General features: G+C 54.2%; 25 protein-coding genes. 11 read left to right on the top strand and 14 right to left on the bottom strand.

From position 1 onward, the window contains the following. Window positions 1-35: 35 nt before the first annotated feature. From NP596_RS11170 to NP596_RS11150, 5 genes are all read right to left on the bottom strand, one after another. Complete coding sequence (locus NP596_RS11170) at window positions 36-659, bottom strand: hypothetical protein (RefSeq protein ID WP_256615435.1); 624 nt, start codon at window positions 657-659, stop codon at window positions 36-38. A gap of 56 nt (window positions 660-715) precedes the next feature. Then, entirely contained in the window at window positions 716-1591 is an 876-nt protein-coding gene (locus tag NP596_RS11165; protein WP_256615434.1) for a glycerol kinase, read from the bottom strand. A gap of 186 nt (window positions 1592-1777) precedes the next feature. Next, window positions 1778-3127, bottom strand: coding sequence for a DUF3999 domain-containing protein (locus NP596_RS11160; protein ID WP_256615433.1), 1350 nt, complete (start codon window positions 3125-3127; stop codon window positions 1778-1780). Further along, window positions 3124-5631: a DUF2339 domain-containing protein gene (locus NP596_RS11155; protein ID WP_256615432.1), complete on the bottom strand. Its 2508-nt coding sequence runs from the start codon at window positions 5629-5631 to the stop codon at window positions 3124-3126. Before NP596_RS11155 ends, NP596_RS11160 begins: the two co-directional genes overlap by 4 nt. A 145-nt stretch (window positions 5632-5776) precedes the next feature. Then, a complete protein-coding gene (locus tag NP596_RS11150; RefSeq protein ID WP_256615431.1) occupies window positions 5777-7003 on the bottom strand; it encodes a dicarboxylate/amino acid:cation symporter in 1227 nt (408 codons plus the stop codon). Window positions 7004-7103: 100 nt separating this feature from the next. Between NP596_RS11150 and NP596_RS11145 the strand changes: the two genes are divergently transcribed. Next, window positions 7104-7592, top strand: a complete 489-nt coding sequence (locus NP596_RS11145) for a YchJ family protein (protein WP_256615430.1) — start codon at window positions 7104-7106, stop codon at window positions 7590-7592. Between the two features lie 8 nt (window positions 7593-7600). On the opposite strand, the gene NP596_RS11140 is transcribed toward NP596_RS11145, so the two are convergent. Together NP596_RS11140 and NP596_RS11135 are read right to left on the bottom strand one after the other, a co-directional pair. Next, complete coding sequence (locus tag NP596_RS11140; RefSeq protein ID WP_256615429.1) at window positions 7601-8068, bottom strand: peroxiredoxin; 468 nt, start codon at window positions 8066-8068, stop codon at window positions 7601-7603. A 4-nt stretch (window positions 8069-8072) separates the two neighbouring features. Beyond that, complete coding sequence (locus NP596_RS11135) at window positions 8073-8609, bottom strand: glycine cleavage system transcriptional repressor (protein ID WP_256615428.1); 537 nt, start codon at window positions 8607-8609, stop codon at window positions 8073-8075. 571 nt (window positions 8610-9180) lie between these two features. On the opposite strand from NP596_RS11135, the gene NP596_RS11130 reads away from it, so the two are divergent. From NP596_RS11130 to NP596_RS11100, 7 genes are all read left to right on the top strand, one after another. After that, window positions 9181-10683: an alginate export family protein gene (locus NP596_RS11130; RefSeq protein ID WP_256615427.1), complete on the top strand. Its 1503-nt coding sequence runs from the start codon at window positions 9181-9183 to the stop codon at window positions 10681-10683. Window positions 10684-10778: 95 nt separating this feature from the next. After that, window positions 10779-11549 (top strand): molybdate ABC transporter substrate-binding protein, encoded by a 771-nt coding sequence (gene modA / locus NP596_RS11125; protein WP_371927943.1) that lies wholly within the window; start codon window positions 10779-10781, stop codon window positions 11547-11549. A 1-nt stretch (window position 11550) separates the two neighbouring features. Continuing rightward, entirely contained in the window at window positions 11551-12237 is a 687-nt protein-coding gene (modB, locus tag NP596_RS11120; protein ID WP_256615426.1) for a molybdate ABC transporter permease subunit, read from the top strand. Next, the gene (modC, locus tag NP596_RS11115; RefSeq protein ID WP_256615425.1) at window positions 12234-13394 is read left to right on the top strand and encodes a molybdenum ABC transporter ATP-binding protein; all 1161 of its coding nucleotides are present in this window, start codon (window positions 12234-12236) and stop codon (window positions 13392-13394) included. The genes modB and modC overlap by 4 nt, the downstream gene beginning before the upstream one ends. A gap of 22 nt (window positions 13395-13416) precedes the next feature. Continuing rightward, window positions 13417-13845 carry a TOBE domain-containing protein gene (locus tag NP596_RS11110; RefSeq protein WP_256615424.1) on the top strand — a complete coding sequence of 143 codons (429 nt, stop codon included), beginning with the start codon at window positions 13417-13419 and terminating at the stop codon, window positions 13843-13845. Between the two features lie 66 nt (window positions 13846-13911). After that, entirely contained in the window at window positions 13912-15084 is a 1173-nt protein-coding gene (locus NP596_RS11105; protein WP_256615423.1) for a molybdenum ABC transporter ATP-binding protein, read from the top strand. A gap of 84 nt (window positions 15085-15168) precedes the next feature. Beyond that, the gene (locus NP596_RS11100; protein ID WP_256615422.1) at window positions 15169-15792 is read left to right on the top strand and encodes an inorganic pyrophosphatase; all 624 of its coding nucleotides are present in this window, start codon (window positions 15169-15171) and stop codon (window positions 15790-15792) included. 46 nt (window positions 15793-15838) lie between these two features. Here NP596_RS11100 and NP596_RS11095 read toward each other — a convergent pair whose 3' ends face one another. Then, window positions 15839-16903, bottom strand: coding sequence for an alpha/beta hydrolase (locus NP596_RS11095; RefSeq protein ID WP_256615421.1), 1065 nt, complete (start codon window positions 16901-16903; stop codon window positions 15839-15841). Here NP596_RS11095 and NP596_RS11090 point away from each other — a divergent pair. Continuing rightward, window positions 16890-17441, top strand: a complete 552-nt coding sequence (locus NP596_RS11090; RefSeq protein WP_256615420.1) for a GNAT family N-acetyltransferase — start codon at window positions 16890-16892, stop codon at window positions 17439-17441. The two genes, NP596_RS11095 and NP596_RS11090, sit on opposite strands and share 14 nt — an antisense overlap. A 450-nt stretch (window positions 17442-17891) precedes the next feature. Here NP596_RS11090 and NP596_RS11085 read toward each other — a convergent pair whose 3' ends face one another. The 6 genes from NP596_RS11085 to pedA1 form a co-directional block, all read right to left on the bottom strand. Next, window positions 17892-18269 carry a hypothetical protein gene (locus NP596_RS11085; RefSeq protein ID WP_256615419.1) on the bottom strand — a complete coding sequence of 126 codons (378 nt, stop codon included), beginning with the start codon at window positions 18267-18269 and terminating at the stop codon, window positions 17892-17894. A 21-nt stretch (window positions 18270-18290) separates the two neighbouring features. Continuing rightward, complete coding sequence (locus NP596_RS11080) at window positions 18291-18416, bottom strand: hypothetical protein (protein ID WP_256615418.1); 126 nt, start codon at window positions 18414-18416, stop codon at window positions 18291-18293. 550 nt (window positions 18417-18966) lie between these two features. Beyond that, on the bottom strand, window positions 18967-19773 hold the full coding sequence (gene pedC, locus NP596_RS11070; protein WP_256615417.1) for a lanthanide ABC transporter permease protein PedC: 807 nt from the start codon (window positions 19771-19773) through the stop codon (window positions 18967-18969). Then, the gene (gene pedB / locus NP596_RS11065; RefSeq protein WP_256615416.1) at window positions 19770-20510 is read right to left on the bottom strand and encodes a lanthanide ABC transporter ATP-binding protein PedB/LutE; all 741 of its coding nucleotides are present in this window, start codon (window positions 20508-20510) and stop codon (window positions 19770-19772) included. Before pedB ends, pedC begins: the two co-directional genes overlap by 4 nt. Next, the gene (locus NP596_RS11060; protein WP_256615415.1) at window positions 20507-21472 is read right to left on the bottom strand and encodes a PQQ-dependent catabolism-associated beta-propeller protein; all 966 of its coding nucleotides are present in this window, start codon (window positions 21470-21472) and stop codon (window positions 20507-20509) included. The genes pedB and NP596_RS11060 overlap by 4 nt, the downstream gene beginning before the upstream one ends. 174 nt (window positions 21473-21646) lie before the next feature. Next, the gene (pedA1, locus tag NP596_RS11055; protein WP_256615414.1) at window positions 21647-22810 is read right to left on the bottom strand and encodes a lanthanide ABC transporter ABC transporter substrate-binding protein PedA1; all 1164 of its coding nucleotides are present in this window, start codon (window positions 22808-22810) and stop codon (window positions 21647-21649) included. Window positions 22811-23097: 287 nt separating this feature from the next. Here pedA1 and NP596_RS11050 point away from each other — a divergent pair, with 287 nt between their 5' ends. Both NP596_RS11050 and NP596_RS11045 read left to right on the top strand, forming a co-directional pair. Next, on the top strand, window positions 23098-23511 hold the full coding sequence (locus tag NP596_RS11050; RefSeq protein WP_256615413.1) for a PilZ domain-containing protein: 414 nt from the start codon (window positions 23098-23100) through the stop codon (window positions 23509-23511). A gap of 13 nt (window positions 23512-23524) precedes the next feature. Further along, entirely contained in the window at window positions 23525-24346 is an 822-nt protein-coding gene (locus NP596_RS11045) for an MOSC domain-containing protein (protein WP_256615412.1), read from the top strand. Window positions 24347-24623: the final 277 nt, after the last annotated feature.

The following is a 24623-nucleotide window of genomic DNA, read 5'->3' as shown; positions in this document are numbered from 1 at the left end:
CATGGTATTATAGAGTGATCCACTCTATGTGCGGATTAATTTATTGGGAGTAAAAATGGGTACTCATGCTCACAAAGATTTTTAAGAAATTCATAAACATCTCTATCTTCTTCTGGGGATGTGTGCCTTGAAATGCAAAGGTAATAATTTTTGCCTTTATATTTTAAGAAAATAATCCATTCACCAGTTAGATTGTTTTTCCTGGCTCTTTCTTCGTATCCCACAACAGTCATTTCATGAGCAAGGCGACCATGCCAGCCATGGGTCGATGGTGATTTTTCTTCGTCCTCATCTATACGCAAAAATAAATTATTGAGTTTTGGACTATTTGCACGTTCCAGCCCCCAATGATTGATTAGATTTTTGACCATGAATCTTGGATCAAAAAAGTGAACTTTCCAAAGGCCTTTAAGAGGTGGATGTTTGAACTGCGCGACTCGTCGCTTACAACCTCGACCAACTCCTTCAAGATCTTGAATTACATCAGTGATAGAAAACGAGTTATAAACTCTATGCTTATGAATTGAGGCGAGCTGAATCGAGAGAAATTGACTGACTCGGCTAAGATCAATTTGGCTAAAGCCAATATGATTATTTCTGAATTCAATTACCTCATCCTCAGAAACATAAAACCCCTCGAATACACCTTTTGTGTACATGATTCACCTTTCTGCTAGCTCCAAAGCTCCAGCTTAGAACCAGAGCCCACATTAAATCAATATGCCTGCACCCCAAACCTTAACAACAACCTCGGCAATATATCATCCAGATTCAACACATCCTTATCCGTCAATTCAATCAAGTTGAAATTGTACTTCCGGTAAATGGCGAGTTTTTCCTGTTTTCTGGCTTGATATTTGGCGTCGTTTTCGTAGCCCCAGAACTCGATATAGACCTTGCCGGTGGGGATGTAAAAGTCGCAGTACATTTCCTCTTCGATCGGCAGTTTGCGTTCGTAGGCGTGGACGATTTCCGCCATGTACAGCCAGTTGTCTATCAGCATTTCCGCTTTGGAGCGGACGAAGTGGCCGTCGGTGGTGCGGTGGGTGGCTTCGAATTTGTGGCGGAAGCTGTCCATTTTGTCGGCGTCGGTTTTGGGTTTGTCGACGCCCTTGATGTTGTCGACGTTGTCTTTCAACGCCCGGTTGCGGGCGATTTTTTCCGGCCAGCGCACGTAGGGAATGCCGGAGCGGCTGTCTTCGCCTTGTTCGGCGCCCATCGCCAAGCCTTGTTCGGTGACCAGCCAGCCTTTCAGGCCTTTTTTGATCCAACCCAGTTCGGACAAGATGTAATTCATTTTGTTGGCGGACAGCTCAAAGTGTTGCCCCAGCTCGGTGGCGGTCAGCAGCTTAGCCGCTTCCGCTTTGGCAGCGGCGGTTGGCAATTGGAAATCCTCGGGCCAGGCGACGTATTGGCCGTATTTACCGGTCAGATAGACGCCGCCGGCTGCAGTGCCTGCGCCGGTTAACTGCCATTTGTCTTCCTGTTTTTCGATTAGGCCCAGCGCAGTCAATTGCCCGAACATTTGCTCTTGGGACACGCCGCGCAATTTGGCCAGTTGGGTGGTGGATAGGCGTTTCTCGTCACTCATCGCTGTAGTTCTCTAGTTAGATCAGACTAAGTGTAGACCATGCCCAGAGCCGCTCTTAGGCGGCGTTGACGGTTGATTTAAACTTGACCGCCTGTAAATCGATATATTCCTCGGTACGTTAACCCGACTTACATTTTGGCTTTTACGACAGCCTTCCGGAGGGCGAGGGAGCGGATACCGCCGCGGTCAAAGTTTTTTCGCCACCTTATACAAACTCCAGCCCAGCACCAATACCATCAAGCCGATCGCCAAGCCCAAAAACAGTTCGCTGTTGAGCAGCTGTAACCAGTCGAAACCGGCGGCCGGGTGTGCGGCGCCGATTTCAGGGCCCAGACCGGCGGCAACGGTTTGATAGCCGGCGCTCAACAGCGTCTGCATCGGCAGGGTGTCGTAGCTCGGTTTTGCGGCCTTGTCCGCGCCGTAGCGCAGTTGGTAGCTTTGGCCTGGCTGGGCCAGAAACACCAGTTGGTAACCGGGGCCGCTGGCAATGATATTGCCGATGCTTAAGGGCGGATTGTCCTGGTTGTAGAGGACGATGCGGTAGTTTTGCCGGCGTTGTTCCGCAAAGCCGATGCGGGTGTCGTCCCGGTGGATGTCTTGAAAATGCAGCGCCGACAGATCGGCCTGGGCCAAGGTTTGCATACGGGTTTCCACGCCTTGCCGTTGCGGAATTTGCACTTCGGCCCGGCGGCTGAAATTGGGGCTGGCAACCTGGAGTGTAAAGCCGGTTAAAGGCTGGTTTTGGGCTTGAATATCGATTAGCGTGGTTTTACGCTCGGCGTCCTGGCTGACGCTGAATCCGGTTAATGCATAATCGAACAGTTGTTCGGCGTCCGTCACGGTTTCGGTTCGATTGTGCCATAGCTCGATGCGGTCGACGTGCAGCGGCTGGCGTTGCAGGCTGGTTTTTTCGCTGCGCTGCAATTCCGTTTCGCCCTGCAGCGTGCGGCTCAGTTCCATCAAATCGGCCTCCCGGGTTTCGACAGCCTGGGCTATGGCGATTTTGAAATGTCTGTCCCGGTTTGCCGGCAGCGCCACTTCGGTATTGGCGGCCGGCATGAAACGCGAATAATCGAAAATCAAGGCATTCTCGACCAAGGTGTGCCAGTTTCGGCCGTCTTCCGAGCCTTGCACTTGCAGACTGTACTCGAAATCCCGCTGCGAGGTCGCCACCTTGAAACCGTCGATGTTGGGCGAAGCGTCCGTCAAATCCAGGCTGATGACGATGCTGTCCCGGCCTATTGTTTGTAGGCCGGGTTTTTCGCCATGGCTGGGTATACGCCTGACCACGGTTTTTCGGCCGGCTATTTTTTGCAATAAATACGGCGTTTCCACGCCGGCCGCATCGAACAGGCGCAGGTCGCTGAAATCGGCATGACTCGCGGCATACACGGCGGCATCCAAAGGTATCGCCAGCAGGTTTTGCTGTGCGCCGTCCGGGCTGACGACCTCACGGCTGAAGCGGTAAAGAGCCCCCTCCTCGGCCCGCGCGCTCGGCAACATTAAACAAAACAGCAAAATAAGCTTGATCATCATGATGATTTCTCGCCGGTCGCCTGACCGAGAAAGGTTTGTTGATAACGCATGTAAAAAAACGCCCCGCCCAAGGCCAGCATGCCCAGCACGATGAACGCCAGGATCCGGTACAGCTGTTCCAGCCGGGCCAGGTCTATGAAAAACACCTTCCAGGCCACCAAGGCAAACAAGCCCAAGCCGACCAGCCTGAACATGGCGATTTGGCGTTTGATGCCCAGAAACACCAAGGTCAAGGCAAACGCCGACCACAAAATCGATACCCCGCCGGAGCGCAAGCCGGGCACGTATTGGTATAACAGGGAGTTGATTTCCAGACTTAAAAACGTAAACAGCAACACCAGCGCGGCGCCGGCAAAGCCTTGGCGGATGGCGGCCTGTTGTGCGTCCGTTGCCGGCAAACGCCGGCAGGCAAACCACAAAAAACCGATGATGGCGGCAAAATCCAGCAAACGCATCAGGGCAAACCGAAATGAATATTGGCCGCCGTAACGCACGGTCCAAACGCTATCCAGCGACGAGAGTCGACCCAGGCTTAAATCCCATGATGGTAAATCGAAAAACAACAGTTTCAGCAACACACCGCCGACCAGCAAGCGCAACGCCAGCAATAGCCAGTCGCCGGGCGCGGCCAGATAACGCAACAGCAGCAAAGTAGCCGCCGCCAGCCACACCAAGGTCAACATCGGCATTTGCAGCGGCGGATACAGGTAACCGAAGCTGCGGTACAGTTCCAGTTGCAACACCACGAACAGCATGGCGGCGGCCGCAATCAGAATGGCTTGCAACAGCCAGTTATCCTTCGACCAAAGCGGCACATCGGTGCGGTCATCGCACGCCAACGGGCCGGCCTCGGCGGGTTTTTCGGTCAGCCGATACGCCAAACCCAGCGAAGCGATGGGGACGCCGAAGCTAATCAAGCGCTCCAGCAGGCCGAGCAGGAAGCCGGTTAAGCTTTGCTCGCCGCCGGCCATGCCGGCGCCGTACTGGTCGGCCAAGTCGATAAAACAAAACCGGAACATCACGATTACGTAGAGGCCATAGGCGATCTGGCGTAAAAACCGGCTGCGCATTTTGCCGGCCATCCACAGCATCACCAAGGCTTGCAACGACCAGCTGACGGTGAGCCATTGCTTGGATAACAACAACGGCAGGGTGATGGTGATAAAAAAGGCGGCCAGACCGATAAAACTCAGCAGCAGCTCCTTATCCGCAACGCGTTTCGCCAGACAATAGTAGACATGGCCGATATAAAATCCGGCCAGCGCGACGGTCAGCAACGCCAGCCAGATTTGGCCGTATTGGTCCGCGATCAAATGCTGAGCGGTGGCGAAGAAAATGCCGGCGTTGACGATCAAGGCCAGCAAATCCAGCAAGGTCGATTTAACCCGATTGACCAGACAAAACAGGAACACCATGGTCGAATACAGCACGAAAAAACCGGCTAAAAACGGAAACACCTGCCAGAAAAACTCATTTTGGTATTTGTCCAGCGCGGCAAAAAACAGCAGATAATTAAAGAAAAAGCTCAAAAAATTCAGCAAATGCCATTGTTTGTACCAGTTGATGCCGAGTATGCCGACGCCGAGCAGCAGCATATAGGCGTACAAACCGACAAAATTTACCTGACCGGTGGACAGCAAAATCGGCGTGCAATAACCGCCGATGACGGCAAAAATCGCTACCAGCATGGAATCCAAGCGAATCGCCAAGGTCGCCGCGCTGGCGGTGACCAGGATCATCAAGGCAAAGGTCGGATACACACTCAACAGGTGATAAAAACCGAAGGCGGCAAACACGCTGAAATACAACACGGCGATGCCGCCGCCCAATAATCCCTGGCTAAATAAATGATACTTGCCGAAGGCCAAGCGCACCCCGCCGATAATCATGCCCAAGCCGGCCAGCACGGTCAACGCCACCCTGGCCTGCTCGCCGATCAGTCCGTTATCGATGGAATATTTCAGGAAAAAACCGATGCCGGTCACCAATATCAGCACGCCGATACGCAACAACCAGTTGCTGGCCACCGCGTATTCCATGCTGGCGCCTTCCGTCCGGTGGCCTTCGCCGACGATGATCCAGTTCCAGATTTGCAGCAGGATTTGCCTGGCCGCCAATTCGAATCGGCTAGGCTCGGCGGTTTGGTAATCGAAATGTTGCCAGGGATCCTCGAGAGGCGGTTCGACGCTGGTTGCGGCGGCTACGGCGGCCGCTTCCATAACGGGCTGCTCCGCTTCGGCGGCCGCGGCGATGGGTTCGATAATGGGATCGGGAATTAGCCGGTGCTCGACGGCTTGCGGCGGGATTTGTTGGCTGTCGAATTGCGTCTGCATCGCTCGCAGCAGCGTCCGCTGTTCGCAAATCGCCTCGGCGACATTTCTAAGCGAGCGGCTCAGCTCGTCGTGCAAGCGCTGCTGTCTAATCAACAGCAGCACCAACAAAACCAGCATGGCCAGCGGCACCATTACGGCGATAAATACGACCAAACCCCAAAAATCGTCCATGGCAGTCTCCCAAACCGGACTCACGAAAAATCGAACAACCGGGCAAAGCATAGCCTTACAGCGGACAGTTTGCCATTTTGCCGAAATATCAAGTGCTTAAATACTGCATAAGCGTATGCGGCCGGGTGACATAAAAGGCAATTGGTTATTTCTCCCTCACCAAACGCTGCACCACTAAACTGCCTATCATGTCGCCTTCCACATTGACCATGGTTCGAAAGGTGTCCAACAAACGGTCGATGGGTAACAAAATTGCAACCGCCTCGGCCGGCAAGCCGACCGATTGCAATACCATCACCATGGTCACCATGCCCGCGCTGGGTATGCCGGGCGCGCCGATCGCCGCCAACATCGTGGTAAAAAATACGATGAGTTGTTGCGCCATATCCAGCTCTATGCCGGCCAAATTGGCCACGAATAATGCCGCAAATGCTTCATACAACGCGGTACCGTCCATGTTGGCCGTTGCGCCCAGCGGAATCACGAAACCTGCGATGCTGGGTTTAACGTGCAAATGTTGTTCGGCGCAACGCAGGGTGATAGGTAAAGTCGCGGAACTGGAACTGGTGGCAAAGGCGGTTATCAGCGCTTCGCGGGCCCCGCGGAAAAATTTCAGCGGCGGGATTTTGGTAATCGCAAACAGCAGGAACGGCAACACTATCAAACCGTGCACCAGAATAGTCCCTATCGCCACGACGACGAAGCGGGCCAGACTGCTTAATACTTCAATGTTTTGCGTCGCCAACAACTGTGCCAGCAAGGCCAAAATGCCGAACGGCGCCAGCCGCATGATCCAGCCCACCATGCCCAGCATCAATTCCAGGCCTTCCTGCAAAAGCTGCAGAATATTTTTGTAGCGTTCGCCGCCAATTACCAGCGCAATGCCCAGCAACAAGGCAAACATGACTATCGCCAACACATTACCTTGCGCCAGCGCGGCAAACGGGTTGATAAACAAGCCGTGCAGGAAATTGGCGACAAACTCGGCAAAACTCATCTGCTTGGCGGCAATGTTTTGATTTGCCCCTTGGAACAATTCCAGGCTTAAGCCTTTGCCGGGCTGGAACCAGTTGGCGGCGGCCAGGGCCAATAGGATGGCCGCCGCCATGGACAGCAGAAAAAAACCCAGCGTCGAAATCCAGACCCGGTGCAATTGGCTATGCTGGCGTAAATTGGCCACCCCGACCGCAATCGAGGTAAACACCAATGGCACCAGCACCATTTTCAACAAGTCGATAAACAGCGTGCCGACGATACCGCACAGATAAATGCCTTGTTTGACGCCGCTGGTCTCGGGGCCGAGTTGGGCAAACAGCACGCCCAACCCGATGCCGAAGAGGGCGCCAAGAAAAATTTGCGTATTCAAAGACATGTCCGCGGCTCCGGGATTAAAAGCGTTATCGAAAACTGGCCGCTCATGATAACCGCGTTGCATAGCTATTGTGGGCGGTATTTCGGTAGAATCGACGCTTATGACGATAGACACTACAGAAGATTGCCTGTGCGGGTCCGGCCAAAGCTATGCGGATTGCTGCGAGCCCTTTCACGACGCCGCCAGCTTGCCGGCGAGCGCGGAAGCGCTGATGCGTTCGCGCTTTACCGCCTACGCGCTGAGAAAAACCGATTATTTGTTATCCAGTTGGGCGGACAGCACACGGCCGGCGGGCATCGACTTTTCCAAGGAAACCGCGCAATGGCAAAGCATGCGGATTATCGCCTGTAAGAAAGGCGGGGCCAAGGACGCCAAGGGTATAGTCGAATTTAAGGCTTTTTACAGCCAGGACGGCATGGATTGTTTCATGCACGAAATCAGCCGCTTCGTAAAAACCGGCCCGCGCTGGCAGTATCTGGACGGCGTTATCAAAGCCGCCGGCAAGGCCGAAACCCATCAGACAGCCGGCAGAAACAGCCTATGCGGCTGCGGGAGCGGTAAAAAATTCAAACGTTGCTGCGGTCAATAACCTAGGCGTCAAAGTTGCTGCAAATATTGCAGCACCTCTTCGACATGGGTTTTGACTTTTACTTTACGCCACTCGCGGATCAATACCCCGGTCTCGTCGATCAGAAACGTGCTGCGCTCGATGCCGCGCACCTGCTTACCGTACATGTTTTTCAGTTTGATTACATCGAACAATTGGCATAACCGTTCGTCCTGATCGGACAACAAATCGAAGGGGAATCCCTGTTTGCACTTAAATCCTTCGTGCATCTTCACGCTATCGCGGGAAACCCCCAGAATCGCGGTATTCAAGGCGTCGAATTGTTGTATATGATCCCTGAACGCCTGCCCTTCCTGCGTACAACCGGGGGTGTTGTCCTTAGGATAAAAATACAACAGCAGTTTTTTGCCGGCAAAATCGGCCAGCGACAGGGTCTTATCGCCGGTGGCCGGCAATTGGAAATCGGGTAGGTTTTGGCCGATAGTTGCTATAGTCATAGGGTTAGCGTTTGATGGGTTCAAGAATGGCGTCGATATTCAAACTGTCGCAGAAATCCAAAAACTCCTCGCGTAACGACAAAATCCGCACATTCGGCGGCACCAGCAGCGTAAAGCGGGTCGAAAAAACTGGGTTGCTGAACAGCATGGACGGATGCAGGCTGGCGCTGATTTCATCGATAAAGATGCCGCGATCGACTAAAAAAGAGGTGATGTCGTATAACAAATCCTTTTTTTCCATCGAAATGGTTTCCATGGTATAGGGCACGCCTTCGGGCGGATTGAGCGGTTCGGTCAGGTGCTCTTGCGGCCGCAACAAGCTGATTTGAACTTGAAAGCGCTGGCGCAAACCTTCCAGCAATCCTTCCAGTTTGGCGATATGGTTCCAGTTGCCGTCAATCAATCCATAAATTGAAGTAATGTCGGTTAAATTCGAGGTTCTAAGCTCCAAAACACTGCATTGGCACGCGCTAACCGCCGAGAGGATTTCAGTGATTAAGCCATCGGTTTTGTTCCCTAACACGGTGATTGCTAGCTGCATGTTTCTCTGCCTTTGGAGGTGATGCCAAAGTTTAGCATCATTATCGAGAAACCAATATTCATTAAAACATATCCGCATTTACTGAAATATATCCATCGGCTTGCCCTAACGACAACTAAAAGCCGGACCCGGTCCTTCTCTAAATAGGCAACCAGTACACCGCTCAGCGGCGTTAAAGATACCTAATAACGCGCAAGGGATGGCCGATTTTTCAATTACCGACAAGTTGCAACTGCGTGCCAGTCTGGCTCGCAATCGTTATGAGGCTTGGTGGCCGAGATGGCGGCAGTTGCCGAAGTCGATGTCGCAAAGCTTACAAAAATTCACAAAATAGCCGAATGGCAACAAGGTTTATACGCCGCCGCACGAACAACTGTTGTTTATTTTCAATCGGATACGGACAAAAATATGAGTTGGCGCGCTGATTGCTCTAGTGGAGTTGTCGAATCGTTATATACATTGATATACTACGAATCAAAGCAACATTACCTTGGCAATTTCGAATCGGTTTTTTCATGCAGCGGCCGGATAAGGCCGCTGCGAACTTTATACTTAGGATTATTGGTGATTCATGATTCAAAAAACATTATTTGCCGGCAGTGCCGCCAAGCCAGCCCTCGCACTGCTTGCCGCTGGCGGGTTCTGTATAAACGGCAGCATGGCGGTGCAGGCGGCAGAAAAGAAAAGTTATACCAGGGTGCCGTTTGCCGCTTTCGAAAGCCAGATGTCGGATGCCTTGCTGGGCAGCGACAAGTACGAAAAACCGGTCTGGAATCTGCATGACGCGCTGCATTTGCCGAAATGGCTGTCGATGTCGGTCGAGCAGCGCACCCGCTACGAAACTCAGGACGGCCAATTCAAGGCCAACGGCAGGGGCGGCGATCAGCAGATCGCGCTGCAAACCGACTTCTGGCTGCAAGCCAATTTAGGCAAGTTCCGCGCCGGCGCCGAATTTCTGGATGCACGCGCGCTGGGCGCCGACAGCGGTTCCGGCGTCAATAACACCCACGCCGACAATGCCGATTTCATCCAGGGTTATGCGGCCTGGGCCGATCAGAATATTTTTTACAGCGGCTACGGCGCCGAAGTCATCGCCGGCCGCCAAACCCTCAATTTCGGCAGCCGCCGACTGGTCGCCAGAAATGCGATGCGCAACACCATCAACAGCTTTACCGGGGCCAGACTCAGACTGGTCGATTACAATCATTGGCAATTCAACGGCTTCGTCACTATGCCGGTAATTCGTTATCCGACGGCAGCGGCCGACATCCTCGACGAAACCCACGAGTTCGACGAGGAAGACACCCACACCTGGTTTTCCGGCGGCATTCTGGAAGTCAGCGACCTGTTCCGGGGCGTCAACAGCGAGGTTTATCTGTATCATCTGGACGAAGGCGACAGCCAGCGCAACCAGACCCGCAATCGCCGCTATTTTACGCCCGGCATGCGTTTTTACCTGAAACCCAAGAAGGGACAATTCGACTTCCAAACCGAAACCATCGGCCAGTTCGGCAGCGTACGCTCCAGCACCGCCGCCGGCAACGGCAGGGATCAGGATCACGAAGCCTGGTATCAGCATTTGGATGTCGGTTATACCTTCGACATAGCCTGGTCGCCGCGTCTGGCCCTGGAATACGACTATGCCAGCGGCGATCACGATCCCAACGACAATAAAGACCAGCGCTTCGATACCTTGTACGGCGCCCGCCGCTTCGAATTCGGCCCCACCGGCATGTACGGCGCCTTCGCCCGCGCCAATTTGAACAGTCCCGGTCTGCGTATCGCCGCCTCACCCACCGCCGATGTCCTGCTGGGCTTGAGCCATCGTATTCATTGGCTGGCGGAAGACAAGGACAGCTGGACCACGGCCAATCTGCGCGACACCAGCGGCAACACCGATAACTACATCGGCCAGCAACTGGAGCTGAACGCACGCTGGGATTTCAACAGCAGCTTGAATTTCGAAACCGGCTGGGCGCATCTGTTCAAGGGCAGCTTCGCCAAGGACACCGCCAATGCGCCGGCCAAGGAAGATGTCGACTATTTTTACGTACAGAGCCAGCTGCGGTTTTGACGAATCCGCCCGTCGGCCATAGGGTCCGCCGCGCGCGGTTTTCATCCGAATTTTCAAGGTACGCGCTGCTTACCCAACAATAATTGGAGATTTTTATGCTTTATAAACGCTTGTTAGATCTGATCCTGACCGCTTGCTTGCTAGTATTTATGCCCTCGGCGTGGGCTGAAACGGTACTGGTCGCCGTGGCCGCCAACTTCACCAAGCCGATGACCGAAATCGCCGAGGCCTTTGAGAAATCCACCGACCACGAAGCCAAACTGTCTTTCGGCTCATCCGGCAAATTCGTCGCCCAAATCGAGAACGGCGCGCCGTTCGAAGTGTTTATGGCCGCCGATCAGGAAAATGCGGTCAAATTGCAAACCGCCGGGCTGGGGTTAGCGGACAGCCGCTTTACCTACGCCCTCGGCAAGCTGGTACTGTGGTCGGCGACGCCCGGCTATGTCGACGAGCAGGGCGAAATCCTGAAAACCGGTCATTTCAAACATCTTGCATTGGCCGATCCCAAACTGGCGCCTTACGGCGCGGCGGCGGTAGAAGTCCTGAAAAATTTGGGCTTGCAGGAAAAACTGCAGCCTCTGTTAGTCCAGGGTGAAAATATCTCGCAAACCCATCAATTCGTCAGCACCGGCAATGCCGAGCTGGGTTTCGTGGCTTTGTCCCAAGTCATTGAAAACGGCAAGATCGCAAGCGGCTCGGGTTGGATCGTGCCGGATGACCATTACGCGCCGATTCGGCAGGATGCGATTTTACTGAGTAAAGGCGCGGAAAACCCCGCCGCGCCGGCGCTGCTGCAATTTTTAAAAGGGCCGGAGGCTCACGCGATTATTCTAAAATACGGTTACAACCTGCCGAGTCAACCTTAACATGCTAAGTTCCGCCGACATTGCCACGCTGTGGCTGACGTTTAAAGTGGCCAGTTTAGCCACCCTGATCATGCTGATAGTGGGCACACCGCTGGCCTGGTGGCTGGCCCGCACCACTTCGCGCTTCAAAGGCATTTGCAATGCGTTGGTAGCCTTGCCGCTAGTGTTGCCGCCGACCGTGCTGGGTTTTTACCTGCTGGTGATGTTGGGTCCTAAAGGCCCTATCGGCCGGCTGACCAACGATTTGGGCTGGGGCACCTTGCCGTTTACCTTTGGCGGCCTGATCGTCGCCTCGGTGCTGTATTCCCTGCCCTTCGTGGTTCAGCCCTTGCAAACCTCGTTCGCCGCCATCGGCCGCCAACCGCTGGAAGCCGCCGCCACCTTGCGCGCAGGTCCATTGGACACTTTTTTCAGTGTCGTGATACCGCTGGCCAAACCCGGCTTCATGACCGCGACCATTTTGGGATTCGCGCATACCGTCGGCGAATTCGGCGTGGTGTTGATGGTGGGCGGCAATATTCCGGACAAAACCCGGGTGGTGTCGGTGCAAATCTATAACCATGTCGAGGCGCTGGAATACGAACAGGCTCACTGGCTGGCCGGCGGTCTGCTGCTGTTTTCCTTTACGGTGTTGCTGGTCTTGTACAGCGCGCTGAAGACTCACCCCGTTGCCCATCAACTCAAATGACGATGCCGATAACCGCCCGCTTCAATCTCGATTACGGCACTTTTAAGTTGGCTGTAGACCTAAGCCTCCCCGGTAGCGGTGTCACGGTACTTTTCGGGCCGTCCGGTTCAGGCAAAACCACCTTGCTGCGCTGTATCGCCGGTTTGCAACGCGCACCGCAGGGTTTTCTGGAAATCAACGGCACGATCTGGCAGGACAGCGAACGCGGAATATTTGTCCCTACCCACAAAAGATCGCTAGGTTATGTATTTCAGGAAGCCAATCTGTTTCCGCATTTGACCGTTAAGCAGAACCTGCAATTCGGCTTAAAACGCATAGGCAAGTCCGCTGCAACCGATTTGAGCCATATTTTGGAATTGCTGGGTATAGGCCATTTACTGGAACGGGCGCCGGATCGCTTGTCCGGCGGCGAAAGGCAACGGATTGCCATAGCCAGGGCTTTGGCTCTGAACCCGGAAATATTATTAATGGACGAACCCCTGGCCGCACTGGATTTCAAGCGCAAACAGGAAATCCTGCCGTTCCTGAGCCGTTTGCATAGAGAGCTGAACATACCGGTACTGTACGTCACCCATGCCCAACAGGAAATGGCGCAACTGGCCGATTATCTGGTGATCATGGACGAAGGCCGCTCGCCGGCATCGGGGCCGTTGGCCGAAACCCTGAGCCGGCTGGATATGCCGCTGGCCCTGGATAGAAATGCGGCTACTGTCTGGCCGGTAACAATAGCCGGGCACGAAGCCGAATATCACTTGACGCATGTGACTTTTGCCGGCGGCAGCATCAGTCTGCCGAGCTTCGCCGCGAAAATCGGCACACCGTTACGATTACAAATCTATGCCCGCGACGTCAGCATTACCCTGCAAAAACCCACCGATACCAGCATCCTCAACGTACTGCCGGCCGTCATAACCGGTATTGCCGACGACGAACGCGGCCACAGTATTGTACAACTGGTACTGCCCGGAATCGCGGGCGACACCGATCCGGCCCAGCAATCATCCGCGTCGGAAATACGGCAGCCAATTGCGGATAAGGGCGCTGGCCAGGGTAACTCACTGTTGGCCCACATTACCCTTAAATCGGCGAAATTGTTGAAGCTACGAACCGGCATGGCCGTTTATGTGCAAATCAAGGGCACGTCGATATTGAATTAATCCATCCAAAAGGAGATTTACCATGAAAGCAAGCGCACGCAATCAATTCGAAGGCACCGTCAACGAAGTGCTGGTCGGAACAGTCAATGCCGAAGTACATGTCGGTTTGAAGGGCGGGGAAACCATAGTCGCGTCGATTACCAAGGACTCGATAGAGGCCTTGGGCATCAAAGCCGGTATGGGCGTACTCGCGCTGGTCAAGGCACCGCAAGTGATCGTTGTCACCGATTTCGGCGGCTACAAACTTTCGGCCCGCAACCAGTTGCAAGGTACGGTAACCGACGTCAAGCCCGGTAAGGTCAATGCCGAAATCGATATCGAATTGAAAGGCGGCGAAAAAATCGCCGCTACCGTCACCAACGATAGCGTGGAAACCTTGGGCCTGGCCAAAGGCAAGACCGCTACAGCGGCCTTTAAAGCCGGGGCCGTGATTTTAGCGGTCAAGGGCTGACATGACGCGCCGGCGGTATTCGGCAGCGCTGCCCGCCGGCGGCTCAATTTGGCGGGAGACATCACGATGTTGCTGGACATAAACGTAAAACTGCGGCGCGGGCATTTCGACCTGTCCACGCCAATATCGCTGGAAAACGCCAGCGCCGGCCTGTTCGGCCAATCCGGCGCCGGCAAGACTACCGTGCTGGGCTTGATAGCCGGCACCCTGCAAGCGCAAAGCGGACATATCGTACTGGACGGCAAAATTTTGTTCGACAGCAAAAAAGGCATTATGGTGCCGCGCGAGCAACGCCCCATCGGCGCGGTACTACAAACCGACTCGTTGGATTTGGCCGCCAGCGTCAGGGAAACCCTGCACGGCATCTACCGGCGCTGTTGGACGCAACGGCGATTGTTCAAGCCGGACTATTTGATGCGTCTGTTGGAACTCGATCCTATCCTCGACCGGAGCATAATGCGGCTTTCCGCCGGCGACCGTCAAAAAGTCATGTTGGCCGGTTCGCTATTGAAATCTCCGAAAATGCTGTTGCTGGACGATACCTTCGCCGCTATCGGTGACAGTTACCGGATGCAATTGCTGCCGATTCTGAAACGCCTGCAGACCGAGTTCGACCTGCCGGTGCTTTATGCTAGCCAGTCGCTGCGGGAAATCCTGGAACTGACCGACCAGCTGATCGTCTTGGAAAACGGCCAAATCCTCCGCAGCGGCCCGTTAAGGGAAGTCGCCAGGCAACAAGGCATTCTGCGTTATTTGGGCGTCCGCCAAATCGACAACATTCTACCGGTGAGGATTCGCAGCCACGATTTTGCCGGCGGATACAGTTTGGCCGACAGCTTCGGCCAACCGTTCAGTTTACCGTTACGTCCGCAATTCATGCCGGGCAGCCTAACCCAGGTAGCGATTCGCGCAAACGACATTGCCTTGTCGCGCGGCTTTATCGAAGGCATCTCTATCCAGAACCAAATCAAGGGCCGTATCTGCGCCTTGATTCCCGGCGACGGCAGCGTGCTGGTGCAGATCGATTGCGGCTGTACCCTGCTGGCCGAAATCACGCCGGGCGCCTGCCGGGAAATGGTATTGCAGGAAGGCGACTGGATTTACTGTCTGATTAAAACCCATGCCATCGTCTATATGGCCGAGTTGGATGCGTTGCCCTATGAAAAAGTAGTCAATCATGGCGGCGGCTATTATTTTTTGAGCGCCGCCGATGCGGACAAACGCCATTTTCCGGTTTAATCGGCTGATTTCCGTCGTCCGCCGGGGGACATGGCGATTGAAGCATGGTAAATTAACGCCATCTGAATCAGCGAACGCTCCCACATGACCATTCAAAATAAAGCACATCCCTGGCACGGCATTTCGCCGGGCGACAATACCCCCGACATCGTCACCGCCTTTATCGAAATCGTCCCTTCGGATACCGTGAAATATGAAATCGACAAGCAAAGCGGTTACTTAAAAATCGACCGCCCGCAAAAATTTTCAAACATGATCCCGACCTTGTACGGTTTTATCCCGCAATCGTATTGCGCGGAAAAAACCGCCGAATACGCGGAAATCATGTCCGGCAAAACCGTCAGCAAGGGCGACGGCGACCCCCTGGATATTTGCGTGCTCAGCGAGCGCAGCGTGACTCACGGCGATATTTTGGTGCAGGCGATTCCTATCGGCGGTTTTCGCTTGCTGGACGGCGGCGAGGCCGACGATAAAATTATTGCCGTCATGAAAGGCGACGAGTTTTACCGGCAATGGAACGATGTCTCCGATTGTCCGGAATCCTACATCAATCGCTTAAAGCACTATTTTCTGACGTACAAACATCTGCCGCACGAAAAAAGCATCTGCGAAATCACCCATGTCTACGGCCGCGAAGAGGCTCACGAAGTGATCAGGCGTTCCATGGCGGACTACCAATACCATTTTGGTTGCCAGGATGTGGAATAGCTGAATCCGCGGTATCGAAACGGGGTGTAAGCTCTACACCCTTCCCTCAACGGCTCGAGTTGAGTTGTCCCACGATTTCATCCGTATATTCGGTTTGCCGCCGAACCAATTTATCCAGATTACGGTCCGCCCCGGAAGGCAGCTCGGCTTTATTATCCAGTATCCAATGCGCGATATCTTGCCAAATCACCGGCGCCTGCAAGTCTCTCAACAGCATGTGGTAACCGTTTCGATAATAACCGACGGTGTTCTTGCCGGGATGGCTGCCCAATAACTCATGCACGAAGCGGCGGGTGGGTTCGCGCGGCACGATCTGGTCTTTTTCGCCGTAAAGCAGCAGAGTATCGGCATTCAATTTATCGGCCGCATTCAGTGCGCTATCCATCAAATTGGTCAACCCGTAAATGGCATCGACCCGGGTTTCCTTGATCACTAGCGGATCGCGGCCCAAGGCTCTCAACATCTCGATATTATCGGACGGGACAATCCCCAAATCCCTACCGGTCAGCGCCATCCAGGGCACGGTATGCGACAGCGTCCATAACAATGAAGTCTGATACCAGGGCATGGTTTCCCGCCCCCAAACCGCCGGCGCGGAAAGTATCACCCCGGCCGCATCCGGTTTTTCCCGGCGGCTCATGGCGTCGATAATCACCGCACCGCCCATGCTCTCGCCCAACAGGTAGATGGGGATACCGGGATGTTCGGCTTGTATCAGCGCCGCGATTTGCCGCAAATCTCCGGCGTACGCATCGCTGCCCGCCCAAATACCGGGAGTGGCGCTTTCGCCGAAGCCGCGCTGATCGTAGGCATAACAATAAATCCGCTGCTTTTGCAAGTAGTCGGCGGGAGCCCCGAAAAAGCGCCGATAGTCATTAAAGCCATGCAAGGCTATGATAACGGCTTTGGGATTATCCGCGGGCCAGCGGCTGAGACGCAGTTGAACGCCATCGGCGGCGATGAAGCTGTCCGCCGTCAATTGCGGCGCGCCTATGCTGGGGCCCGGCGCTTTCATGACGGGCGCGCAACCAGCCGTAAACAAGCCGGCCAACAATAGCCATAGCGTCAGGCGATGGGTTTTAAACGAGTAATAATTTATGCAAGCTATCAATGACATAAGCGAACGGCATGCCGAGGTCATGGGTTTGGATATCCGGCGGGTAACGGAACCTGCTGCGATCGAAACCGTCAGCGGGCTTGCCGGCAATATTTGGCGAGATCATTATATGCCGATAATCGGCGACCGGCAGGTCGAATATATGCTGAATCGTTTTCAAAGTCCAGCAGCCATCGGCCAACAAATCGTAGCGGGTTACCAATATTTTTTGCTGTTCCGCGATCTCCGGCCGGCAGGCTATTTTGCCTGGTTGGCCGACACTGCCAACCGATCGCTGCATATAAGCAAACTGTATGTCGATAAAACCTGGCAGCGCTCCGGATTGGGCAGTCGCATCATCGCGGTTACCGAACAGTATTGCCAAGCAAAAGGTTTGCGGCAAATCTGGTTGACGGTCAATCGCCATAACCGGTCCGCCATCGATTTTTATTTGCGCAACGGCTTTCTTAACAGCGGGGAGGTGGTTCAGGATATCGGCGGCGGGTTTGCGATGGACGACTATCGCATGGTTAAAGCCTTACAACCCAGGTGACGGCTACTTTTTCACTATCGAAAACTTGAAAACGGCCATTCCTTAACCGAATGGATTATCTCGAACGCTGTTTTCAACCGCATTTAAGTCCCGTGGCCTACAAAAGGACTCTACCCATCCTGCGCACTACGCAACTGGCGTTGATTTTGTAGACCGGAATAAGCCGATAGGCGTTCCCGGCAATTTTAAGCCTTGTCTTGCCGGAAACGCTTATGCTTATTCCGGCCTACTTGGCTTAACCCGCGTAACCTCGAGATTAGCGATTGCGAAATCGAGGGGAACCGCGTCCTTAACAACATTCGTCCGATTACGCGGCGCTAATCGGACCTACGGCCCTTTTCATAGATGATTCCTTAGGCGGCCTAACGTGGAGCTAACCGGCGCTGCGCGGCTTTATCGCGCAGCGTCCAGAGAACGAAGCGAACGGGGTTGAGCGCCGGGTTAGAAGGCTTACCACTCGTAAACCTCACCCTCGTCCCCAACGATTTTTGCACCGAGAGCCGCAGCAAGGCTAGATGCTGCAACGCGAAGAGGGTTATGGGGTGACTCAAGCTCGGGCGTTGCGTTGAATGAGGCCTTGTTGCGAACGAAGCGGATGCAGGTGCGCCATTCGGCTTTTCTGCCGAAGCCCAGAAATCCCGTTGTCGGGAACAGAACAGCGACATCGCCAGGACGGCCTTCGATTGAGATGGTCTCTCCCGTTGTTGGATTCTTGGCTTCCACACCTATTTCAACGAGCTTGACGCCATCTTGTTTGGTAACTTCCTCGATCCACTCATCAAGGGTGAGTCCTTGTGGGCTTCGTTCAATGTGAAGTGCGTATGCCATGGCGCCTTCTAACGAATAGAGTTAACCTGCCAAAACGGAGCGAAGCGGAGTTTTGGTCAGGTTTAACGACTGGTTAAATGCCTTGGTGACATTTCTAAACAATAATTTTGATTCAAGCAAAGAAACACGAATGATGCTGAAAATCATGGCTTAACCTGGAGGGAAAAACCTTGTCTGGTTGAACGCATGTTAACCTGCAAGGTTTTTCCCTCCAGGTAATAACATATTTTCATGATTTCTTCAGCCACTATTTTCTATTTCTTTACGATAATTATTAATTGCTTTCCAAGCCGTTCGAGATTGGCCCCGCATTTAACTATTGATTATCAGGCAAATCTGCCCGATAAGTTGATATTACCCGACTTTTCAGGCGCTTTTGCTCTGATAACACCCAAACCGGGCATATTTGCCTTGATAACTTGATATTAGCCATAAATTCAGGCAGATTTGCCTATATAATAATTCGCCTCACTATAGCCGCTAATTAATTGATGTCAAGCGCCTGCTAACCTCCACCCTTCTTAACCATCATCCCCTTGGATGGGTTGTAACCCACTATCGCCGCACCCATGAACAACAAAAACGCCGCCCCGGTAAAGATCAGTCGGGTAGGGTGGGCGCGCTTTTGTGCCCACGCGGATTAAAGCGATTGCCTCCAAACGGTGGGCAGAAAAGCATTGCCCACCCTACGTCAATCCTAGCCGCCCCCACCCTTTTTAACCATCATTCCCTTGCTAGGGTTATACCCCACTATCGCCGCACCCATAAACGCCAAAAATGCCGCGCCGGTAAAGATCAGTGCCTGCTGGTTGAATTGTTCGTACAAGGCGAAGCGGATCAGTTCCACGGCTTGCGAGAACGGGTTGTATTGGGCCAGGGTGTAGAGGATTACGCTGGATTCCTTGATTTTCCATAGCGGATACAAGGCCGTGGACATGAAGAACAGCGGGAAGATGACGAAGTTCATCACCCCGGCGAAATTTTCCAGTTGCTTGATGAAGGACGACAGCAACAAGCCCAGCGCCCCCAGCATCATGCCGCCCAGCACCAAGGCCGGCAGTATCCAGGCATAGCCCGGCAACGGCGCCTGGATGTCGTACAGCCAGGCGATGCCGAGAAAGGCGTAACATTGCAACACCCCGACCGCGGTACCGGCGATCAGTTTGCTGCACAATAAAAACCAGCGCGGCAGCGGGCAGACCATCAGCATGCGCATGCTGCCCATTTCCCGGTCGTAGACCATGGACAACGAGCTTTGCATGCCGTTGAACAACAAGATCATGCCGAGCAGGCCCGGGGTGATGTAGACTTCGTACAAAATATAGGTTTCATAAGGCGGGCTGATGGCGATGCCCAGCGCGGCGCGAAAGCCGGCGGCGAACACGAATAGCCACACCAGTGGCCGCACCAAGGCGGACACGAAGCGCTCGCGCTGGTGTAAAAAACGCAGCAATTCGCGGCCGACGATGCCGGCCATGGCGCGCCAGTAATGTAACACTCTCATGGCTGCCCTCCTCCCTGGGTAAACTTCTGAAACACTTGGCCGGCATCGCTGCACCCCGTGGCTTGCAGTACATCGGCCAGCTTGCCCTCGGCCTTGACCTGGCCTTTATGCAATACGATCAGGCTGTCCTGGCCGGCGATTTCGTCGATCAGATGCGTGGCCCACAACACCGCCAAATTCTGTTGTTTGACCAGATCATGCACGTGCTCGACGATGGCTTGCCGGCTGGGCACGTCCAAACCGACGGTAGGTTCGTCCAACAGCAGCAAACGGGGATTGTGCAACAGGGCGCGGGCGATTTCCACCCGCCGCTTGTGGCCGCCGTTGAGCTGGCGAACTTTTTCTCCGCGCCGCTCGAACATATGCAAACGCTCCAGCTCTTCCCGGATGCGCAGGTCGGCCGCTTTGCGGCCCATGCCGTGCAAGGCGGCGTGGTAGCGCAAATTCTGCGTGACCGACAAGTCCGGATCCAAAGTGGTTTGCTGAAACACCACACCCAGGTTCGCCAAGGCTTTCAGGCTTTGCCGCTTGATATCGAAGCCGCACAGTTCGATGCGCCCTTCCCTGGCGTCGTAAAGCCGGGTGATCAGCGAAAACAAGGTGCTTTTGCCGGCGCCGTTGGGACCCAATAAAATGGTGCATTCGCCGCAGCGGACGTTAAAGCCTACCCGATCCAGCGCCTTTGTGGCGCCGTAGGCAAAGCTGAGGTTTTCGATGTGTAAAGCGATATCCGTCATGGTTTGACCGCAACGCCCCAGGGATAACGGCCTACCGCCAACGACTTGGTGACTTTATGTTCGGCCAGATCGATGATGGAAATATCGTTGCTGATGCCGTTGGTGGTATAGAGGCGGCTTTGATCCGGCGAAAAAGCCAGGTTCCAGACCCGCTGGCCGACCAGCAAATACTTTTCCACTTGGTAGGTTTGGGCATTGATCACCGCTACCCGGTTGGCCGGCCCCATGGCGACATAGGCGTAACGTCTATCCTTGTCGATCGCCACCCCGACCGGCTGAATCAAGTCGCCGGTAACGCCCTGCACCTCCAGTTTAATCGTCTGCACGATTTGCTTGCTGGCGCTGTCCAATACCATCACGGTGCCGGCCATTTCCGAAGTCGCCCAAAGCTGCTGGCTATCGGCGGTAAAGCTGGCGGCGCGCGGGCGCGGGTCGACCAGGGTATTTTCGACGATCTGGCGGGTTTTGGTATCGATCCAGTGCAGCATGTTGGTGGTTTCCGATGCGCTGATGGCCCATCGGTTGTCCGGACTGACCGCTATACCTTCCGGTTCGACCCCCACCTTGATTTTGGCCACGGCTTTTTGGGCGGCAATGTCGATCACGGTGACTTCGCTGTCGTCTTCGTTGGATACATACATCAGCTTGCCGTCGGGGCTCAAGGCAAAGGTTTCCGGATCTTCGCCGGACGGCAGTTTGCCGGTTTCCTTGAGCGTTTCCGCGTCGAACATGCGGATGGTATCGTCGTCGCTGGTGGCGACGAACAAAGTCTTGCCGTCCGGACTCAGCGCGATGCCGCGCGGCCGTTGCCCGACCGGCAGCGTTTTGAGCAACTTGGCGTCCACCGGATCGACAACCGCAATGGCATTGTCTTTTTCCAGGCTGACGAAGACGGTTTCCGCATGCGCGGCGGCCGTGAACAGCGCGGCCGCGCAGAAACCGCTTATTGTTATTTTTTGCATAATGCATTCCTTACGTCGAATTACTGCAACGCCCGGTCTAATGCAACCGGACTAACCTAAATTTGCGGCGAAAAGTGTAACCCGAACGGCAGCGGGATTAAATCCCAACCTCGGACCGGCCTTGCCGGTTTTATAAGCCGCAAGTCCAAGCGCCCAAAAAATTTGCCGAAAAAATTATTTGCAGGCGGTTTCCGGCTGGTCGTATCCCAAGGTATCGAGTTCGGACTTAGGGTGTAAAAAACCCTCTAGCGGCGCCACGCTCACCAGGGAACGGGGGGCGGCCAGCAAGACGGGTTGGCGCAATTGGCCGTCCCAGGGCCGGAACGACATGGGTTTGCCTTTGTAACCTTGCAAGGCGAATGCGTCGGACAGCATGTAGTCCTTGATGGCCTGCACCTGGTTGGATTTGGTCCGCACGCTGGCTTCGCCTATGGCCCTGACCGCCAGATAAGCCGCGTAATCTTCCTCTTCCATCCAGCGCCCGGCCTGTTCCTTAAAGCGGTTTTGCAGTTGCACCGCCCCCCATTGCTCGTGGGTGCGGTGCCAGGCAGTGGCAATCAGACCCTGCGTGCCGATCACGGGCCTGGGTAGCCAGGTGCGGTAATCCAGATATTCGCCGAACAAGCCTTGTTCGTCGGCGGCCACCAGTACATCGTAATCCTCGCCTTGGGTGAATTGCGGTACGTCGGATTGCGCGGTACGGCGGACATCGTAAGTGTTGTCCCAGGCTTTTTCGGCCACCAGTTTCATACCGTAACGCTTGGCTGCCCGTTTGATGGCGGCGGCATATAATTGGTCTTCCGCTGTTTGCCCAACCACCAGAAACCATTCGCGCCAGCGTTTTTTAAGCATGTATTGCGCCAGTGCGTCGGCGCGCATGGCCCGGCTGGGCAATATATGCAGCACATGGCGCCGGCATTGAACGCCGCGCAACTCATCGTCGCTGGTTGCGGCATCGAACAATAATTTGTTTTGCGCGGCCGCCAGATCGGCCAATTGGTTGACTTGCGCCGGGTGGACATTTAAAACCACCAGCCCGGTATCGTCGCCCAATGCGTTGAAAGCCTGGATCAAGTCGCCGCCCACGGGCACCGCGATTTTTGTAAGTTCGTACTGCTGTTGGGTAAATTGCCCGGTGGTGTTGTTATCGCTAATGGCCAACTCGGCGCCGAGTTGGCCCTTGTTTTGAATGAAGGCGTCCAGATTGGACAGCGCGGCCGGCACGGCGCGCTCCTGGGAAATATAGGCGATTTTAATGCTTTGCTTACCGGCCGCTGTTGCATTAACAACGGCGAATAGCAGCATCAGCCCTGCGAAGTATTGAATTCTTTTAAACATTATTTCCGTTACTCTGTAAGAACAAATGAGCGGGACACGGCTACTTGCCAAACAGCGCCGCCCGCCATCGAGCGCGGGACGTATGCAAGGCAAGCAATCGCGTCTTGGGGCGCAACGTCCATGGGCCGGGGTAAAAACTTTTTCATGATCGTTACGTTAAAACTGCAAAAGTGCGATTTTAGCGGATAAATCGGCCGCCGGCTCGGCGAATAATCCGCTAAGCTGCTATTGAATTTTCCACGCTTAACGACAATACTTAAGCGGGTATATTTTTCGGTTCATTCAAAATGGCAAATAACGATTTCATGGGGAATACGGATTTCTTGGAGGATATCTTTTTTGATGAACTGGACCAGGAAGTGGAACTGGACGCTTTAGTCAATAAACGCATCTCGGTGCGTTATCGCCGGAACGACATCAAAGCCATCGTCAAAACCCACAGTTTGCTGTTTCCGCGCCTGATCAAAGTGGTTCTGCTGGACATCAGCAGTAAAGGCGCCGCCATACAATGCAATAAAAAATTAAAACCGAAAAGCCGGGTCAGCTTTTTTTTAAAGTTTCAGGACGGCCGCCGATTCACCATTCAGGCGATAGTGGCCAATAATCAAGCGGCGCCGCGCTACGGACTGAAGTTCGATACCTACCAGACCGAACTGGCCGACCACCTGCTGTCCACCCAAACCGACCTATTGTTCAGCTGATTTACTAGCATTTATGCCTATCCTTAGCCAGATTTATGTGTACCCTGTCAAATCCCTGGCCGGCATAGCCGTGACGGAATGGCCGGTCAACAACAACGGCCTCCGCTTCGACCGAAAATGGATGCTGGTCGATGCGCAACAACAATTTTTAAGTCAACGCAGCCTGCCGAAGATGGCGTTGATTAAAACCCGTATCGAAGCAGATGAGTTGATTTTGTCCGCTCCCGGCCAACCGCCGCTCGTATTGCCACTGCATCCTAGCGGCGGCGATGGGGTCGAAGTGGGCATATGGCATGACCGCTGTCAGGCCAAAACCGTTTCTTCCGCGGCCGACGAATGGTTGGGCCGATTTTTACAAACCGACTGCCGATTGGTTTACCACCCGGACGATCAAATACGCCAAGTCGATCAACGCTACGCCCAAGCGCTGGACCAAACGGCATTTTCCGACGGTTTTCCTTTTCTGGTCGTCTCCGAAAATTCCCTGAATGCGTTAAATCGATTATTGGAAACGCCGGTTAGCATGCAACGTTTCCGTCCCAATTTGGTCGTAGCCGATTGTGAGAGCTATGCCGAAGACCGCTGGCGGCGGATCAAAATAAACCAAATCGATTTCAGATTGCCGAAACCCTGTTCCCGTTGCGCGGTACCCGGTATCGACCCGGAAACCGCCGTCAGAAACAAAGAGCCGCTGGCCGCGCTAAACCGCGCGCGGCGGTGGGACGGCAAGGTGTATTTCGGCCAAAATGCCTTGCATGACCGCGCCGGCAAGTTGGCGGTAGGCGACCGGGTTGATATTCTGGAAGCCGGCGACAAACAACCGCCTTTATCTTGAAGAGCCGGCCGCCTGAAAATTAAGGCCGCTTTAAGCCAGCGGATGCAAGATTGCCTCAGCGGTAAATACCGGCAAACTCCGCGGCTTCGGGCCGCGCGAACATAGACTGTAAATAAACGACTATTAAAATCGACAAAAGGAATGAAGCCATGAATAAAAAACTTATAGCATTGGGAATCGGGATAGGCGTGCTGTCCGGCTGCGCCACCAACCCTTATACCGGCCAATCGGGTATCAATAAAACCGGCGCGGGCGCTGGTATCGGCGCGGCCGTCGG

Source organism: Methylomonas rivi, assembly GCF_024505165.1.
GTDB classification, from domain to species: Bacteria; Pseudomonadota; Gammaproteobacteria; order Methylococcales; family Methylomonadaceae; genus Methylomonas; species Methylomonas rivi.
Note: the sequence above shows the minus strand (reverse complement) of the source record. Positions and strands in the feature narration are given on the sequence as shown.

What these genes read in the sequence shown, in the direction of transcription:
- NP596_RS11110 (WP_256615424.1), top strand. Translation starts at nt 13,417, where the DNA reads ATGAAAGCAAGCGCACGCAATCAATTCGAAGGCACCGTCAACGAAGTG.
- NP596_RS11150 (WP_256615431.1), bottom strand. Translation starts at nt 7,003, where the DNA reads ATGTCTTTGAATACGCAAATTTTTCTTGGCGCCCTCTTCGGCATCGGG.
- NP596_RS11145 (WP_256615430.1), top strand. Translation starts at nt 7,104, where the DNA reads ATGACGATAGACACTACAGAAGATTGCCTGTGCGGGTCCGGCCAAAGC.
- modC (WP_256615425.1), top strand. Translation starts at nt 12,234, where the DNA reads ATGACGATGCCGATAACCGCCCGCTTCAATCTCGATTACGGCACTTTT.
- NP596_RS11045 (WP_256615412.1), top strand. Translation starts at nt 23,525, where the DNA reads ATGCCTATCCTTAGCCAGATTTATGTGTACCCTGTCAAATCCCTGGCC.
- pedA1 (WP_256615414.1), bottom strand. Translation starts at nt 22,810, where the DNA reads ATGTTTAAAAGAATTCAATACTTCGCAGGGCTGATGCTGCTATTCGCC.
- pedC (WP_256615417.1), bottom strand. Translation starts at nt 19,773, where the DNA reads ATGAGAGTGTTACATTACTGGCGCGCCATGGCCGGCATCGTCGGCCGC.
- NP596_RS11165 (WP_256615434.1), bottom strand. Translation starts at nt 1,591, where the DNA reads ATGAGTGACGAGAAACGCCTATCCACCACCCAACTGGCCAAATTGCGC.
- NP596_RS11100 (WP_256615422.1), top strand. Translation starts at nt 15,169, where the DNA reads ATGACCATTCAAAATAAAGCACATCCCTGGCACGGCATTTCGCCGGGC.
- NP596_RS11135 (WP_256615428.1), bottom strand. Translation starts at nt 8,609, where the DNA reads ATGCAGCTAGCAATCACCGTGTTAGGGAACAAAACCGATGGCTTAATC.
- NP596_RS11170 (WP_256615435.1), bottom strand. Translation starts at nt 659, where the DNA reads ATGTACACAAAAGGTGTATTCGAGGGGTTTTATGTTTCTGAGGATGAG.
- NP596_RS11060 (WP_256615415.1), bottom strand. Translation starts at nt 21,472, where the DNA reads ATGCAAAAAATAACAATAAGCGGTTTCTGCGCGGCCGCGCTGTTCACG.
- NP596_RS11130 (WP_256615427.1), top strand. Translation starts at nt 9,181, where the DNA reads ATGATTCAAAAAACATTATTTGCCGGCAGTGCCGCCAAGCCAGCCCTC.
- NP596_RS11155 (WP_256615432.1), bottom strand. Translation starts at nt 5,631, where the DNA reads ATGGACGATTTTTGGGGTTTGGTCGTATTTATCGCCGTAATGGTGCCG.
- NP596_RS11140 (WP_256615429.1), bottom strand. Translation starts at nt 8,068, where the DNA reads ATGACTATAGCAACTATCGGCCAAAACCTACCCGATTTCCAATTGCCG.
- NP596_RS11105 (WP_256615423.1), top strand. Translation starts at nt 13,912, where the DNA reads ATGTTGCTGGACATAAACGTAAAACTGCGGCGCGGGCATTTCGACCTG.
- NP596_RS11080 (WP_256615418.1), bottom strand. Translation starts at nt 18,416, where the DNA reads ATGATTTTCAGCATCATTCGTGTTTCTTTGCTTGAATCAAAATTATTG.
- pedB (WP_256615416.1), bottom strand. Translation starts at nt 20,510, where the DNA reads ATGACGGATATCGCTTTACACATCGAAAACCTCAGCTTTGCCTACGGC.
- NP596_RS11090 (WP_256615420.1), top strand. Translation starts at nt 16,890, where the DNA reads ATGCAAGCTATCAATGACATAAGCGAACGGCATGCCGAGGTCATGGGT.
- modA (WP_371927943.1), top strand. Translation starts at nt 10,779, where the DNA reads ATGCTTTATAAACGCTTGTTAGATCTGATCCTGACCGCTTGCTTGCTA.
- NP596_RS11050 (WP_256615413.1), top strand. Translation starts at nt 23,098, where the DNA reads ATGGCAAATAACGATTTCATGGGGAATACGGATTTCTTGGAGGATATC.
- modB (WP_256615426.1), top strand. Translation starts at nt 11,551, where the DNA reads ATGCTAAGTTCCGCCGACATTGCCACGCTGTGGCTGACGTTTAAAGTG.
- NP596_RS11085 (WP_256615419.1), bottom strand. Translation starts at nt 18,269, where the DNA reads ATGGCATACGCACTTCACATTGAACGAAGCCCACAAGGACTCACCCTT.
- NP596_RS11160 (WP_256615433.1), bottom strand. Translation starts at nt 3,127, where the DNA reads ATGATGATCAAGCTTATTTTGCTGTTTTGTTTAATGTTGCCGAGCGCG.